We start from the raw sequence: 15768 nt of genomic DNA, 5'->3' as shown, positions 1-15768 counted from the left end.
AGCTGTCAGACGCGCGAAACAAGTTTCACGCCTACCTGTAGCAGCGGCTTTATGCCGCGACCCTTAAATTAGAAGCAAGATTCGAGATAAAACACGATGTAACGAGTCAAACTACTCGCTAACTTTCAAGCTGAAAGCTGACGGCTGACGGCTGACGGCTGACGGCTGACGGCTGACGGCTGACGGCTTTAGCTTTCCCCCTGATGCTCTAACCGCCACTGTTTTAACCATGACATCATGCCTACGCTGCTAAGCGGGTAATTAAAGTAATAACCCTGGGCGGCGTAGGTATTCAACGACTTAACAAACTTGAGTTGCTCTAGGGTTTCTACCCCTTCACAAATCACCTTGGCATTATTTTGATTATGCATATCCACCATGCCAGAGACTAGACTACGAACTTGGCTTTGATGGGCAAAATCAGCGGTTAGCGATGCAGCTACTTTAATATACTCAACATTAAGATTAGGTAGCTTCGCAAGCCAAATTGGCGTGTCACCAAAGCCATCAATACATAGCTTAATACCAATACTATTTAGCCTTGCGACCATGGCTTTACCTTGGTCATCTAAGCTCATAAATAGATCGAGCGGGCATTCAATGATTAAATCGCCCGGCTCTAAGCGGTGTTCATTCATAATGCGGTCAACAAATTCAATGAACTCTTCATGCAGCATTTCTGGGCCAAACACGTTAATACTGAGTGGTAGTTCAATGCCTTCCATACGCAGTGCCATAGCAAGCTCAGCAGCACGTTCAATAACATATGCTGCCACAGGGTAACTTAAGCCAGCGACACGAATATCATCAATGAACTTGTTAGCCGAAAGAATGCCTTGTTTTGGATGCTGCCAACGTAGCAGCAATTCTAAAAACTCAATTTGCTCGTCGCTATTACGAATAACTGGCTGAAAATAAAGCTCAAGTTCGCTGGCAAAATCTAAGTGAGCTAATTCGCGTAGACGTGCTTGTTGCTCTAATTGCTCAATCATCATTTGCGGGTGATAAGGCACAATTTCTCGCTCTGGGTTTGAATCAAGGGCAAGGTTGGCAAATGAAATTAAGTTCTCGAAGCTGTATTCTGGTTCGTCACAGTTCACGTAACTGGCGCGCACTTTAACTTCAATTGTACAATTAGCAACGTTGAATGGCTTTAATGTGACTTGCCTAATTTGGCTGATCAGCTGCTCATGAAGATGTTTTTGCTCTTCGAGTGAGCAAATAAAGGCAAAGTTTAAGCCCCCCAAATGCGCTAATTTTTCAGCATGTGCGGTGTTACCTGTCATACTCAGCACAGCATCAACACTGAGCTGCTGTTTAATACGTGTGGCCGATTGCGCTAATAATAAATCACCAAAGTCACGACCAATATGCTGGTTAACATCGTTAAAGCCTTCAAGGCGTATCATTACTAGTGCACAGTTAGCCGAGTGCTCTTCAGTCCATGCAACAAAGCTATTTCTAAGCGCGTTTCGATCAGGTAAACCAGTCAGTGGTGTGGCATCTAAATCATCGTTATGGAGCGGTTTAACTTCAACCTGCTCATCATCTTCGGGCTCTTCGTAATTAAAAAAGCCTGAAATAGATAAAATAACTACCGAGAAAACAAGCCAATATAAAGCGGTGTCGAGTAAAAGGTGGGCAGAGTATAAAACCGCAAATGAAATAGCAGCAGAGACACTCAATATTATGGCAAGCCAATTTGTGGTGCGAAATGCTTGCCATAAATGAAAGCATAAAGCTAAAGCAAGTAAGATAACCAGCCAAGGTAATCCTAAGCTTAAAATAGCTAAACCTAGTACGCCATTAACGACTAGGCTTAGTCTTAAAGTTGAGTTTTGAGTTACGCATAAGGCACAGATCATTGCCATAAAAACGCTACCAGCTAAAAACACTGGCACTACATCACTTGTTAAATTTACGAGTTGCGTGCTACTACTCGCTAAACTAAGAATCAATGACATGTAATCCAAACTGCGTAATAAAACTTATCTAACTAAGTCTACCCAAAATCCACAGATTTAACAGTTTATTTACGCCGAATTGGTAACTTAATTGTGCAGGGTGGGATATTTGCCAGTGAGCAATATCAGCACGAGCCCCCACTTTTAGTACGCCACGATCGTCAAGGCCTAACGCACCCGCTGCGTTTCGTGTTACGCCAGCTAATGCTTGCTCTGGTGTCATACGGAAAATAGTGCACGCCATATTCATCATTAAGTGCAATGAACATAATGGTGAAGTTCCAGGGTTGAAGTCTGTTGAAATGGCGATCGGAACTTGGTACTGCTGCAGTAGTTCAATTGGCGGATATTTTGTTTCGCGTAAAAAGTAAAATGCACCTGGTAACAATACCGCTGCAGTACCCGCTTTGGCCATTGCTTGAATGCCAGCTTCATCTAGGTGTTCAATATGATCCGCCGATAAGCCATTAAACTCAGCAACAAGCTCTGCACCATGTTGATTAGATAACTGCTCAGCGTGCAACTTAACCGGTAAGTTGTGCTTTTTAGCCGCTTCAAAAACGCGACGAGTTTGCTCGTTGCTAAAGCCTACGTTTTCACAAAAAGCATCAACGGCATCAGCTAAATCAGCTTCAACAACACGGTCAAGCATTTCACCACACACCAAATCAATGTACTCATCACTACGGCCTTTATATTCAGGCGGTAATGCGTGAGCACCTAAAAACGTGGTTTTAACATCAACCGGGTGGTTCTCACCGAGTAGACGAGCCACTTCGAGAAGCTTAATTTCGTTTTCGCAATCAAGACCATAGCCAGATTTAACCTCGACCGTCGTCACGCCTTCTGCGTATAAGGCATTTAAACGCTCTTTAGCACTAACAAAGAGAGTTTCGTGGTCGGCTTCGCGAGTTGCACGTACAGTACTTGCAATACCGCCACCGTTTGCAGCGATTTGTTCGTAGCTTACACCTTGTAAACGCTGCTCAAACTCTTCTGCGCGGCTACCGGCAAACACTAAGTGAGTGTGACAATCAATCAACCCTGGGGTTAACCACTGCCCTTTTGCAGATACAGTTGGCGTTGCTAACGCGTCAAACTCAGGTAAATCGGTTTGTGCACCTAACCAGGCAACTTTGCCATCTTTAACGGCAATCGCTGCATTTTCAATTGCGCCGTAGGGTGCATCGACAGCAGGATCCATTGTGGCGATATTGGCATCTGTGATCAGTAAATCCCAGAGCGCTTGATCATTGTTGGTTGTGTGCATTTTTCACCTATTATATTGATGCTTGCTAAAGACTCAGTATGAGCCTAAATTTAAAATTGCTTAAAGTTTATCAACTCATCTTGTATATACAAGGAAATTATGTCACCTTGTAACACACTGTTAACTTACCAATAAACTTTTCATAATGAGCGTCCCTAAGTTTGCGCAAATAAAAGAATTCATTCTGGAAAATATTCAATCGGGAGAATGGCAAGAAAACGACCGTGTCCCTTCAGAAAACGAACTCACCAGTCAATTTCAAGTTAGCCGCATGACAGCTAGGCGTGCACTCAGTGAGTTAACCGATGCCGGTATTTTAACCCGCAGCCAAGGGCAAGGTACTTTTGTTGCCAGCTTCAAATCACAATCTTCATTACTAGAAATCAAAAACATTGCCGATGAAGTTAAAGCACGAAACAGCAATTACAGTTGTACGATTTTAGTGATGGAATCAATCAGCGCAATTGCCCCCATCGCGATTGCTTTGGGTGTCGAGGTCGACAGCCATGTTTATCGAAGTGTGATTGTGCACAATGAGAACGAACAACCTTTGCAAGTTGAGGAGCGTTTTGTGAACCCTGCTCTTGCTAAAGACTACTTACAACAAGATTTTCACAGCCTAACACCCCATGAATACTTATCGCAAAATGCCCCACTCACCGAGGCTCGCCATACGGTCGAAGCAATCATGCCCAACCAAGAAATGTGTGAATGGCTCAACCTATACAACGAAGAGCCATGCTTACAAGTGATCCGCCGAACCTGGTCATCGCAAGGCATTGTAAGCTTTGCACGCTTAGTCTCACCGGGCAGTAAATACCGGCTGGGCGGCCACCTAACTTTTAAAAAGTAGCTAAATAGGTGCTTGATAACGAAAATTCAGTGACTCAATCGCTGAGCCATCAATGAGGCGCTGGCCTTTATCATGGCTAGTAAATGTCGGTGGCTGATTGCCCTGCTCAGCGCATTTTTGCTGGTAATAATCTACTTTTGTTGGATGCGCCGGATTTACCACATTATAAATGCTGCTCGCGCTTGACCAGTTTTCAAGTACAGAAAAAATCGCCGCTATCACATCTTGCTGCTGAACCATGTTTACCACTTGCTGACTTGAGCTAGACAGCTCTTTACCTGCCACAAACTTACCTGGGTCGCGCCCAGGCCCAACAAGGCCCGCTAAACGCAGCACTTTACCACCGGCATTGAGCACTAACTGCTCGGCATCAAATAGCAGTTGCTGGCGCGCTGATTGACAATTAATTACTGTACTCTCGTCGTATTGACCATTCTCAGTTGGGTAGACACCCGTCGAAGAACATAAAATAAAGCCTTTACAATTTAGTTGCTTGGCAAGCTCAAGCCCTGCTTGCAAAGTGACTAAATAATTACTTTCTGAGCTGCGACTACGCGGTGGAATTGCACACACCCACCATGCACCTTCAAGAGAAACATCGTGTTTAAGCACATCGTCTGCAAGCGCAAATTGGCGCTGAAAGTCATGTTCGTGCTCGCTACTTCGGTGTGTCCCCTGCACTTGCCATGCTAATTCTTTAGCCTCAACACACAGCGCACTACCAAGCCAACCTGCCCCTAAAACGACCAGTTTATTATTTTCAGAACTCATTTATCCAACTACCTCTAGAAATTATTATTAACGTTCGCTTAACGGTGTAGCGATTTGGGTGCAAATATGATTAGATAGATAACTCTACCCGATAATAAAAACACGTGCACCTATGTTAAATAACCTCTCTTTACGTAAAAAAATATTACTACTCATCGGCGGGACGATAAGTGTACTACTGATCATCGCGTCTAGTTTTTTTGTTAGCCATATTGCTGACCTATCGCGCCAAGCTATTCAACGCGAAGCCGACAGCTATTTACAGAGTGAACGACTTTCAATGCAAGGTTACTTTGCCAAATACGGTAAAGTGGTTCAAACCTTCATTACAAATCCGCATTTAGTGAATTGGTTCGACAATTGGACTGAACGTGACCAAAGCCTTGATAACCAACCTGGATACGACAGCGTTAATCAAGATTTTGTGCGTATCAGCGGCAACGATGACAACATCTTATCTGCCTTCTTTGCATCTGCAACAACTGGTGAGTACTTTAAAGAAAACGAGCGAACCACTCATTATAATGGCCAACCTTACTACGCTTACAAACGTGGTTGGTGGCAAGATGCTTTAAAGATCAACAAACTCTATGTAGGCCCAATTTCTGTGGATTTAACCACAGGTAATGCCTCTGCAGTTGTACAACAGCCTGTTTATAAGCAAAACAAACTAATAGGCTTTGGTGGTGTTGATTTACAGCTAAACAACATCAACGACATGGTTGAAGAAATTCGCTTTAATGGCCAAGGCTTTGGTTTCTTACTTGATGGCAATCAAAAGGTTGTGCACTTATCTAAGCGCACTGGCCACAAGCTATCTGTGACTGACGAAGGTCCGAATGGCAAGGAAGGCTTAGATGCCCTCGAAAAACAATTTAGCGACACATCAGGCTTTAGCGAATTAAACCGCGCGATGAAAAGCCAAAAAGATGGCAGCAGCTTTGTTACTTTCAAAGGTGAGCAATATTACGTTGTATACAACCGCCTTGAGCTAGAAACCCCTTACCTTGATTGGTACGTGGGTATTTTAATTCCAACAAGTATGATTGATGAGCCAGTAAATGATGCAGTGATGACAACCACAACCTCAGTGATCATCATTCTTGCGATTATCATTGCGATGATCTTCTGGGCCACGCAAATGATTACCAAACCGCTGACTAAGCTAACTTACATCATGCGTGATATCGCATCAGGTGATGGCGATTTAACACAAAAAATCGAAATCAAGAGTAATGATGAAGTGGGCCAACTTGCTCATCACATGAATACCTTTATCGATAAACTTCGTGCAATGATGCTAAATACGGCTGCGCAGGCTGAGCAACTAAGCCAAGCTGCAAGCCAGTTGAAAATTGTATCGCAAAAAACCAACGATGAAATTCAGCAAGAAAAGCAGCAAGTTGATAGTGTTAGTGCGGCGGTAACCGAAATGGCGTCTACAGTGATGGAAATCTCGCGTAATGCCCAGCACACCAATAATGCCGCTGAAGAAGTGCAAACCATTACCGTTGACGGTACGAAACGCTCTACTCAAGCTCAATCAGTGATGACCGCCCTTGCAAGCCATATTGGTGAAGCGTCTAAAGTGGTTGCGGGTCTTGAACAAGAAAGTGGCAATATCGGTGCGGTAGTTGATGTTATCAACTCGATTGCAGAGCAAACTAACTTACTAGCACTGAACGCAGCAATTGAAGCAGCTCGTGCTGGCGAGCAAGGTCGAGGCTTTGCTGTTGTTGCTGATGAAGTTCGTTCACTGGCAAGCAGAACGCAAGAATCTACTGATGATATTCGCAATATGGTCAGCCGCTTACAGCAAATTGCCCAACAAGCATCGACTATGATGCAACAAGGTCAAGAGCGTGCTGAAGGTTCAGTTGAGCAAACACAAATTGTATTGCAAGCTCTACAAGATATCGCGCAATCTGTGACAAATGTGCAAGATCAAAGTCATCAAATTGCGACTTCGACAGAGCAGCAAACTGTGGTTGCAGAAGATATCAACAATAGCTTGGCAGCAATTAATCACTTAGTGAATAGCACTGCGGATCATGCCCATGAATTGGCGGATGAAGCACGTGATTTGAATGAATTGGCAGCCGCTTTAAATAAGACGGTGAATCAATTTAAGTTATAAAGATAAATTGCTGAAGTAGTTAAAAACCCGATGTCACCTGAAGATGACATCGGGTTTTTATCGTCAGCCTTCCCTGTTAGTCGTGGCGCAACCGCTTTCGCGTGTTCCATAAATTCGTGCCACTGTTGCTTGTTCCATAAAGCAACTCCATTGTTGGTCAATCCTTGTGTTGGTTGCGTTTGTACTTGTTCCATATAGTCTCCTCCTTACGCTAGCTTCATCCTGTTTGGCTCCTGCCTAAGCTTATTCCTTGCTGTCATCTCCATTCACTTTATCCATAAAGCGTTGCCATTGTGCGCTACTCCATAACGCCTTGTTACTTCCTTGTTGTCCTTTGTGCGTAGTTACATTATCCATACTGTAAACTCCTTGCGGTTTATCGTCCGTTACTCCTACAGCAACTCCTTGCTGTGCTCCATTACCCATCCTTGTAGATTAATGCGGTGATTATCGCTTAGCGATGATATACACAGCATGAATCAAACCTGGAATGTACCCTAATAAGGTTAAAAGAATATTAATCCAGAACTGCGCACCTAAACCTACCTGTAAAAATACGCCAAGAGGTGGAATTAAAACCGATAAAATAATACGTATTAAATCCATGACTCACTCCTTGAAAAAGCTTAGCCCAGCCAAAGCTGGGCTATATAGGGCTTGCTATTATTCAGCAACAATCGTTAATTCATCGATTACTTTGCGAACATCTTCAGCATTTTCAGCAATGCTTACCGCTAATTGCTTTTCTGCATCAGACTCAACAGTACCTTTTAGTGTTACTACACCCATGTCAGTATCAACATCGATGTCTGTACCACCCACTTCTGAGTTAAATAAATAACGTGTTGTGATTACAGTACTGATTTTTGCGTCGGTTAAGTCGCTTTCTGCTGAATCAGCTTTGTCTGATTTCATGTGCTTAGCTTTCATGTTTTTAACAACAGTTAGTTTGTTATCAACAGAGCTAACACCGTCTAGGCTAAGAACTAGCTCTTCAGCAAGCTCTTTATCTAATTCGCTATCAACTTTACCTGTAAGTACAACCTTGCCATTCGTTACATCAGTGTTGATGTCAAAGTTGTTAAGGTTTGTGTTCATAAGAAGCACAGTTTCTGCCTTACCATCAATCCAAGCATCTTTACTTTCATTTTCCCAGCTGCTTGCCTGAGCTGACATGCTAGTTGCACCAATTACTAAAGCGGCAATCATAGATTTGTTAAAAGTGTTCATAATCTTCTCCTTTTGATTTAAGACACATTTACTAATGCGACTATGATGCCAACTATTTATTTGTTTATTTTCAGCAGGTTAAACACCCATTCAGCAGCTATTTATATTCATTTAGGTAAAGATTTACAAGCTGCTCGGTAAGAAGTTCACGATGTTGCAAAAATAACCATTTAGTTGCTGATTTTATTAATCTGTGGTTAATTTAACGAAGTTGCTTATTAGCAAAAAATACAAACCATTGATTTATATTAAAATAAACTTTGGCCTAAGCCTTGCTTCGTAATTAATAACTAAAAAATCACCTTTAAAATCACAACAGGGAACTACCATGGCCGTTAAACTTGAAGATCGCCCAATCGATCAAGTAAGAGAAGAAGTTATTGATCAACTCATTTATAACTACAGTCATGCTGTTATTTCAGCCGAAGCATTTGAACGCCGACTAGACCAGGCAATGGCAGCCACCAGCAACGAAGTACTGATTGAACTGGTTGCTGATTTAGATCTGAAGGCAGATATTGACTACAAATCGCATAAGCATGCGCAATTTAAACCTCACTACAGCCACAGCAGCGACAACGAAAGCCTACAGCTTAGGAGTATTTTGGGTTCAAATGAGCGCAGCGGCCAATGGGTAGTACCAAAAGAAATTCACCTAACAAACTGCCTAGGTTCAATCGAACTCGACTTTAGCGAAGCAATTTTCCAACATCAGCACGTCACCATTTACGTGAACTGTATTTTAGGTAACGACGAAATCTACGTACCAGAACATGTAAATGTGGTATCTAAATTATTTAGTGTGATTGGCAGCGTAGAAAATAAATCTGTTGCATTAAACAAAGGCCAAGGCCCAACCATCACCATTGAAGGTAATGTATGGCTAGGCTCAGTCGAGATTTCAGTTAAACGTACCATGAAAGAAAAGTTCATCAGCTTTGCCAACAGCCTAAAAGCCAGCTGGAAAGAGATGAATAAAGTGCAGTAAAGGTGCGAGTTGCGAGTTGCGAGTTGCGAGTTGCGAGTTGCGAGTTGCGAGTTGCGAGTTGCGAGATATTGTAGGCGCGATTTTATATCGCGCAATAGGTAATAAATGACGCGGGGTAAACCCGCTGCTACAACCACCGCGCGAAATAAATTTCACGCCTACATCAACCGTAGGCGTCACGCTTGCTTGGCGCGTCTTACATACAACACCATTCCACCAATCAATGCCTGACCACAAACAACAATGCTCGGCTCAAAACTGACGGCTGAAAGCTGACAGCTCCCTCACAAGTCATTATTCCTCTCACTCGGGATATCACTAAAATACTCTACAAACTCAACTTCAAAACCTGCAGGGTCGATGAAATATACATTTTTACGATATGGATTTTCTGGGCCGTGTTTATCAATTTCATAACCAGCCGAAACAAGACGCTCAACTACGGCATTAATATCGTTTGTCACATAAGCAAAATGAGCAAGGCCTACTTGGTGGCCAGCTAAATCACGGTTTTCAGCTTCACCGTTATCGCTTAATGCAAGGTATTGGTAATCATCACCAAAGTGCAGCCACTTGCGCGGTTTGCCCGACCATTTGCTATCGCCTTGACTACGCACACGCCAGTGCGGAAATGCTGCTTTATAAAAGTGCAGCATGGCATCAACATTACTAACAACAAGGTTTACGTGTTCTAAATACATGGTAGTTTTCCTTTTTATTTTTAAATTGCCACCAAGATAAAACCTCAAGTTAAGTTTAGGTAAAGAACTTTTTCAAATAAAAAAGCCCCACAAAAGTGAGGCTTTAAAAAAATGATTCGTTGTATATATATTAACTACCAGCAACCTGCATTTGTTCAATCAATACAGAGCCTGTTTGAATACCGCCACGACGTTCGATGTCGCCACCTAAGCCCACAACGGCCTTAAACATGTCTTTTAAGTTACCAGCAATCGTGATTTCACTTACTGGGTATTGGATTTCGCCATTCTCAACCCAAAACCCCGCCGCACCACGTGAGTAATCACCCGTTACCGTGTTCACACCTTGGCCCATAAGTTCAGTTACTAATAAGCCTGTGCCCATGGTTTTTAAAAGTGCTTTTAGATCAGCATGGGTTTGTTCAACTAGCCAGTTATGAATACCACCAGCATGACCCGTTGGTGCCATCGATAGTTTGCGTGCCGCGTAGCTAGCTAATAGGTAAGTTTGCAGCTCACCGCCTTGAATAATTTCACGATCTACGGTTTTTAAACCTTCAGCATCAAACGGCGAAGACGCTAAACCTTTTAATAAATGCGGGCGCTCAGAGATATTCACACAATCGCTGAATACTTTTGTACCTAAGCTATCAAGCAAGAAGCTCGATTTACGATAAAGAGCACCACCACCAATCGCCGACACTAAATGGCCGAATAATGAGTTAGCAATATCTGCTCTAAAAATTACAGGCACTTTCATGGTACCGAGCTTTTGGCTGTTAAGTTTAGCCAAGGTTTCGGTTGCCGCTTCGAGGCCTACTTTTGCAGCGTCATTTAAATCATCTTTATGGCGTGCGATGGTATAAGCCGAGTCACGCTGCATTTGCTCGCCTTCTTTACCAATCACCATCGTACTAATGCTATGACGCGTACGCGGGTAACCTGCAATCATGCCATGGCTGTTACCATAAACACGTAAACCTTGGTGAGAAGAAAAACTCGCACCGTCTGAATTTACAATGCGCTCATCGGCATTCAGCGCCGCTTGTTCTGCTTGATGACAAAACTCAACACCTTGCTCAGGGCTAACTTCCCACGGGTGGTATAAATCTAAATCTTGCGGTGCAAATTCAAGTAACTCTTTATCAGCGATACCATTAAATGGGTCGTCAGAGGTGAACTTTGCAATATCAATGGCTTTTTCGACCACTGTACGTAATGTTTTAGGGTTTAAATCGGCTGTTGAAGCAGAGCCTTTGTTGTTACCCACATAAACACTAATACCTAAGCCACCGTCTTGGTTAAACTCTATTGTTTCAACTTCGCCCATGCGCGTGCTGACAGACAAACCTGACGTGCTCGACATCGCCGCTTCTGCTGCTGTTGCACCCAATTTTTTTGCATGCTCCAGTACTTCGCTTACCGCGTCTTTCACTTCAGAAATGTGTTGATAAATAGGATCTTTCATCTTGTGTGTCCTAGGTTCTGATATTTTTTATAGTGTAACGAATGCTAACACACTGCGAGACCTGCATCAGCTAATATTAATCATTAACTAAATGGCGTATAATAGCGAATAGTTAAGTTTACTGAATGAGCATCCTTATGGCGAAGAAGAAAAAGCCACTTATCGAAGAAGAAATTATTTACGTATCAAAAAGCGAATTAAAACGTGAAGCCATGCAATATCATGGTCTGGGTGCTGAAATTGCAAAAATGCCGAAAAAGCAGCGCGATCGTTTACCGCTTAATCACGATTTAAAAGAAGCGTTAGTTGTTTCTGATAAAGTAAGTGATAAGAGCGATGCTTACCGTCGTAACTTAAACTACATCGCAAAAGTATTACGTACCACAGAAAACGTTGATGAAATCCAAGCGATGATCGACATCATGCTTAATAAAAACAATCAAGCCGATGTTTTGATGAACAAAATCGAAACCCTGCGCGATGATTTGATTAAACAAGGTGACGACCTGATCAATTCAACAATTGATCAATACCCGTCTCTTGAGCGCCAAAAAATGCGCCAATTAGTGCGCAGCGCCGCAAAAGAAGTAAAAGCAGAAAAACCAGCCAAAGCTTATAAAGAGTTATTCCAGTATCTAAAAGATGCGATTATGCTTTAATTTGTATAAAGAAAGCCGCTTAATGATAATTTTGCGGCTTTTTAATAATCATTTCGGCGTTAAAACACCTCCTACAATCCCGTAGGAACGGCTTTAGCCGTGAACATCACGTACAAAAATCACCTGAATATTTCGGCGTTAAAACACCTCCTACAACCTCGTAGGAACGGCTTTAGCCGTGAACATCACGCACAAAAATCACCTGAATATTTCGGCGTTAACTCCCCCTACAACCTCGTAGGAACGGCTTTAGCCGTGAACATCACGTACAAAAATCACCTGAATATTTCGGCGTTAACTCCCCCTACAACCTCGTAGGAACGGCTTTAGCCGTGAACATCACGAACAAAAAAATCACCTGAACATTTCGGCGTTAAAACACCTCCTACAACCTCGTAGGAACGGCTTTAGCCGTGAAGAATTTACCTATAAATAGATACAATCCCAAAAAGGGTAATCACGCACATTTTTAACAATTCCAGCCCTCAATGGGTTTGCGATGATGTACCTCGATACTCCAAGCAAATGTTCTTCGTTCCTTATTAAAGAATCATAATATCCTGGCTGCCAAATTTTTCGTTTAGAGCATGTTGGCTTGTTTATGAGATATGAACTCTTCCCTTTAATCTCTTGAATCAATCGAGCTAAAGGTACTTTATCTTGTAATTGAAATAACCAATGTAGGTGATCAGGCATTACCACAAAACAAATAGTTTTAGCTTTAATACCTTCTATAGTCCTTAGAGTGTTAATTAAAACTCGTGCATTATTAAAGTCAGAGAAATAACAGTTTCTGTCAAGCGTTGAAGTGGTAACAGAGTAATAGTGAAATGGGATTGATACCCTATGCTTTCTTAGATTTTGATAATGTGCGGTCATCCATAACCCTCCATTTATTATTTTAAATCTAGACAAAGACGTATAAGAATCAAGTTAAACCCTCGTATGAACCGCTTTAGCTGGAAAAAAGATAAACATGTTCGGCGTTAAAACACCTCCTACAATCCCGTAGGAACGGCTTTAGCCGTGAATATCGCGCACAACAATTATCTATAATTTCGGCGTTAAAACACTTCCTAAGTCAAAGCTAACTGCTCCAAACAAAAAAGGCTCTGAGCGTTCACTCAGAGCCTTTTTATAATCGATAATCAATTACCAGATTTTTACGCGATCTTCTGGTTTGATATACATCTTGTCGCCTTCTTTCACATCAAATGCCTGATAGAACTCTGGCATGTTTGAAAGAATACCGATTACACGGTAGTGGCTTGGCGAATGAGGGTCTGTCATTAGGCGGTTACGTAACTCTTCGTCACGGTATTTACGACGCCAAATTTGCGACCAACCCATGAAGAAACGCTGATCACCTGTGTAGCCATCAATGATAGGCGCTTTTTCATCACCAAGTGATAACTGGTATGCCGTATAAGCAACAGTTAAGCCGCCTAAGTCACCAATGTTTTCACCTAATGTAAGCTGACCATTAACGCTTGCATCTTCAAATGGTTTGTACTCGTTATATTGAGCAACTAGCTGACCTGTGCGCTCTTCAAACTGTTTAAGGTCTGATTCGCTCCACCAGTTACGTAAGTTACCGTCACCATCGTACTTCGCACCTTGGTCATCAAAACCGTGACCTAATTCGTGGCCGATTACTGCACCAATTGCACCGTAGTTAACAGCGTCATCAGCTTCTAGGTTGAAGAATGGCGGTTGTAAGATAGCCGCAGGGAATACGATTTCGTTGTTCACAGGGTTGTAGTAAGCATTTACTGTTTGTGGTGTCATGTGCCACTCAGAACGGTCAACTGGCTTACCTAGTTTTGCAGTCATGTCCGCATATTCCCACTCGCTGTGGCGAATGTAGTTACCTACTAAGTCATCACCTTTAACTTCAAGTGCTGAGTAGTCTTTCCATTTATCTGGGTAACCGATTTTTGGTGTGAACTTATCAAGCTTTTCTTTAGCAGCAATTTTTGTTTCAGGGCTCATCCACTCAAGGTTTTCAATCGCAACTGCATAACCTTTGATTACGTTATCAACTAACTCTTCCATGCGCGCTTTTGCTTCAGGCGGGAAGTTTTCTTTCACGTATACTTTACCTAGAATTTCACCTAAAACACCGTTTGATGCATCAACCGCTTTTTTCCAAAGTGGAGATTGCTCTGTTACACCGCGAAGTGTTGTGCTGTAAAAATCAAAGTTAAGATCGACTAACTCTTTATCTAATAAGCGAGCGTAGTTGCTAACAAAGTGGAACTTAAGGTAGTTCTGCCAAGTTGCTAAGTCTGTATCATTGTAGATACCTGCGAATTTTTCTAGGTAGCTAGGTTGGCGAATGATTACATCTTCAGTTTTGATACCTGATGCATCAAGGTAAGCTGCAAAATCAAAGTCGCCAGTAAGTTTATTTGCATCTGCAACACTCATCTTATTGTAAGATTTGGTTGCATCACGGCTTTCAACACGGCTCCACTGCGCATCAGCAATGCTTGTTTCAAGATCAATAATTGCTTTAGCCGCAGACTCAGCATCTGCTACACCGGCTTTGCTTAAGATAGCTGTTACGTATGCTTGGTAAGCTTCACGAATTTTTGTGAATTTTTCTTCATCTTTTAGGTAGTAGTCACGATCTGGTAAACCTAAACCTGACTGATAAACATACATCGCGTTTTCGCTAGAATTTTTCGCGTCGTTGTTTACGTACCAACCAAACGGTAGGCTACCGCCTTTAATACGAAGTTCAGCCATTAAAGCAACTAGATCAGACTTGTTCTTAACTGCATCAACGCTTTCTAGCACTGGTGTTAATGGCTTGATGCCAGCCGCTTCACGGCCTGCTTCGTCCATATAGCTGTTGTAGAATGCAGCTAATTTAGCTTCATCAGAGCCTGGCTTAACGTCTTTATTTGCCGCTGCTTTTTCTAGTACTTCTTTCATCGCTTTTTGCGAATCATCGTAAAGCTGAGTGAATGAACCGTAGTTTGATTTATCACCTGGAATTTCTGTTTTCTCTAACCATTCGCCGTTTACGTGATAGTAAAAGTCATCTTGTGCGCGAACAGACTTGTCCATGTTCGCCAATTCAATGCCTGAATTTAAAGGAGCTTTTGCTTCAGTTACGGTCGCAGTTGCTGGTGCTTTAGTTTCTTGTTCTTTTTCACCACAACCAACAAGACCGAGGGCTAGTGCAATACTTGCCGCGGTAAGTGTTACTTTTTTCATGGGAGTCCCGTACTAATTATTTTTTGATGTATTTATCGAAAAACTAGCAAACCTAATTAATCATTAGTTTTTCGCTTTCACCATAATAAACCTCTCAAGCAAAACAATAAAACCGAATATGTAACAATTCTTATCAAAACAGGATGAGCCGCATTTTTGAGCGGTGGGAAGGGGTATTAAGTGGTTAGTGGTTAGTGGTTAGTGGTTAGTGGTTAGTGGTTAGTGGTTAGTGGTCACATTGTAGGCGCGATTTTAAATCGCGCAATATACAAAAGATAACGCGGGGTAAACCCGCTGCTACAATTTCACGCCTACATCAAAACGTAGGAACGGCTTTAGCCGTGAATTGTTTTTCAGCACTAAAGTACCTCCTACGAGGTGAGTCTTTGGCAAAGGCCTACAAACAAAACCGTTCGGCTAGAAACTGACAGATATTCAAAGATAACGCGGGGTAAACCCGCTGCTACAATTTCACGCCTACATCAAAACGTAGGAACGGCTT

14 protein-coding genes are annotated in these 15768 nt (G+C 42.4%); 4 read left to right on the top strand and 10 right to left on the bottom strand.

From position 1 onward, the window contains the following. Positions 1–188 precede the first annotated feature (188 nt). Positions 189–1871 carry a GGDEF domain-containing phosphodiesterase gene (locus AN394_RS09530; protein WP_055021401.1) on the bottom strand — a complete coding sequence of 561 codons (1683 nt, stop codon included), beginning with the start codon at positions 1869–1871 and terminating at the stop codon, positions 189–191. Positions 1872–1992: 121 nt separating this feature from the next. Further along, positions 1993–3234: an imidazolonepropionase gene (gene hutI / locus AN394_RS09525; RefSeq protein ID WP_054563321.1), complete on the bottom strand. Its 1242-nt coding sequence runs from the start codon at positions 3232–3234 to the stop codon at positions 1993–1995. A gap of 145 nt (positions 3235–3379) precedes the next feature. On the opposite strand from hutI, the gene hutC reads away from it, so the two are divergent. Beyond that, positions 3380–4087: a histidine utilization repressor gene (gene hutC, locus AN394_RS09520; RefSeq protein WP_055021370.1), complete on the top strand. Its 708-nt coding sequence runs from the start codon at positions 3380–3382 to the stop codon at positions 4085–4087. Here the strand turns inward: hutC and AN394_RS09515 are convergent, their stop codons facing one another. Further along, positions 4088–4858, bottom strand: a complete 771-nt coding sequence (locus AN394_RS09515; RefSeq protein WP_055021369.1) for an NADP-binding protein — start codon at positions 4856–4858, stop codon at positions 4088–4090. It abuts the gene before it with no gap. A 112-nt stretch (positions 4859–4970) separates the two neighbouring features. Between AN394_RS09515 and AN394_RS09510 the strand changes: the two genes are divergently transcribed. Beyond that, the gene (locus tag AN394_RS09510) at positions 4971–6995 is read left to right on the top strand and encodes a methyl-accepting chemotaxis protein (protein WP_054563318.1); all 2025 of its coding nucleotides are present in this window, start codon (positions 4971–4973) and stop codon (positions 6993–6995) included. On the opposite strand, the gene AN394_RS09505 is transcribed toward AN394_RS09510, so the two are convergent. From AN394_RS09505 to AN394_RS09495, 3 genes are all read right to left on the bottom strand, one after another. After that, positions 6980–7189 carry a hypothetical protein gene (locus AN394_RS09505; RefSeq protein WP_055021368.1) on the bottom strand — a complete coding sequence of 70 codons (210 nt, stop codon included), beginning with the start codon at positions 7187–7189 and terminating at the stop codon, positions 6980–6982. The two genes, AN394_RS09510 and AN394_RS09505, sit on opposite strands and share 16 nt — an antisense overlap. A 253-nt stretch (positions 7190–7442) precedes the next feature. Next, a complete protein-coding gene (locus AN394_RS21640; RefSeq protein ID WP_064971745.1) occupies positions 7443–7601 on the bottom strand; it encodes a YqaE/Pmp3 family membrane protein in 159 nt (52 codons plus the stop codon). Positions 7602–7658: 57 nt separating this feature from the next. Further along, on the bottom strand, positions 7659–8225 hold the full coding sequence (locus AN394_RS09495; RefSeq protein WP_054563315.1) for a BON domain-containing protein: 567 nt from the start codon (positions 8223–8225) through the stop codon (positions 7659–7661). A gap of 328 nt (positions 8226–8553) precedes the next feature. Here AN394_RS09495 and AN394_RS09490 point away from each other — a divergent pair, with 328 nt between their 5' ends. Next, a complete protein-coding gene (locus AN394_RS09490; protein WP_055021367.1) occupies positions 8554–9213 on the top strand; it encodes a LiaF domain-containing protein in 660 nt (219 codons plus the stop codon). 284 nt (positions 9214–9497) lie between these two features. On the opposite strand, the gene AN394_RS09480 is transcribed toward AN394_RS09490, so the two are convergent. Together AN394_RS09480 and pmbA are read right to left on the bottom strand one after the other, a co-directional pair. Beyond that, positions 9498–9914, bottom strand: coding sequence for a VOC family protein (locus AN394_RS09480; protein WP_054563313.1), 417 nt, complete (start codon positions 9912–9914; stop codon positions 9498–9500). A 130-nt stretch (positions 9915–10044) separates the two neighbouring features. Beyond that, the gene (gene pmbA, locus AN394_RS09475) at positions 10045–11382 is read right to left on the bottom strand and encodes a metalloprotease PmbA (protein ID WP_055021365.1); all 1338 of its coding nucleotides are present in this window, start codon (positions 11380–11382) and stop codon (positions 10045–10047) included. Positions 11383–11519: 137 nt separating this feature from the next. Between pmbA and yjgA the strand changes: the two genes are divergently transcribed. Continuing rightward, on the top strand, positions 11520–12041 hold the full coding sequence (gene yjgA, locus AN394_RS09470; protein WP_054563425.1) for a ribosome biogenesis factor YjgA: 522 nt from the start codon (positions 11520–11522) through the stop codon (positions 12039–12041). Positions 12042–12467: 426 nt separating this feature from the next. Here the strand turns inward: yjgA and AN394_RS09465 are convergent, their stop codons facing one another. Further along, positions 12468–12920 carry an REP-associated tyrosine transposase gene (locus AN394_RS09465; RefSeq protein WP_054563311.1) on the bottom strand — a complete coding sequence of 151 codons (453 nt, stop codon included), beginning with the start codon at positions 12918–12920 and terminating at the stop codon, positions 12468–12470. A gap of 273 nt (positions 12921–13193) precedes the next feature. Next, positions 13194–15266, bottom strand: coding sequence for a M13 family metallopeptidase (locus tag AN394_RS09460; RefSeq protein ID WP_054563310.1), 2073 nt, complete (start codon positions 15264–15266; stop codon positions 13194–13196). Positions 15267–15768 lie beyond the last annotated feature (502 nt).

This window comes from Pseudoalteromonas sp. P1-26, assembly GCF_001401795.1.
Taxonomy (GTDB): domain Bacteria; phylum Pseudomonadota; class Gammaproteobacteria; order Enterobacterales; family Alteromonadaceae; genus Pseudoalteromonas.
This window is presented reverse-complemented; position numbering and strand designations above follow the sequence as displayed.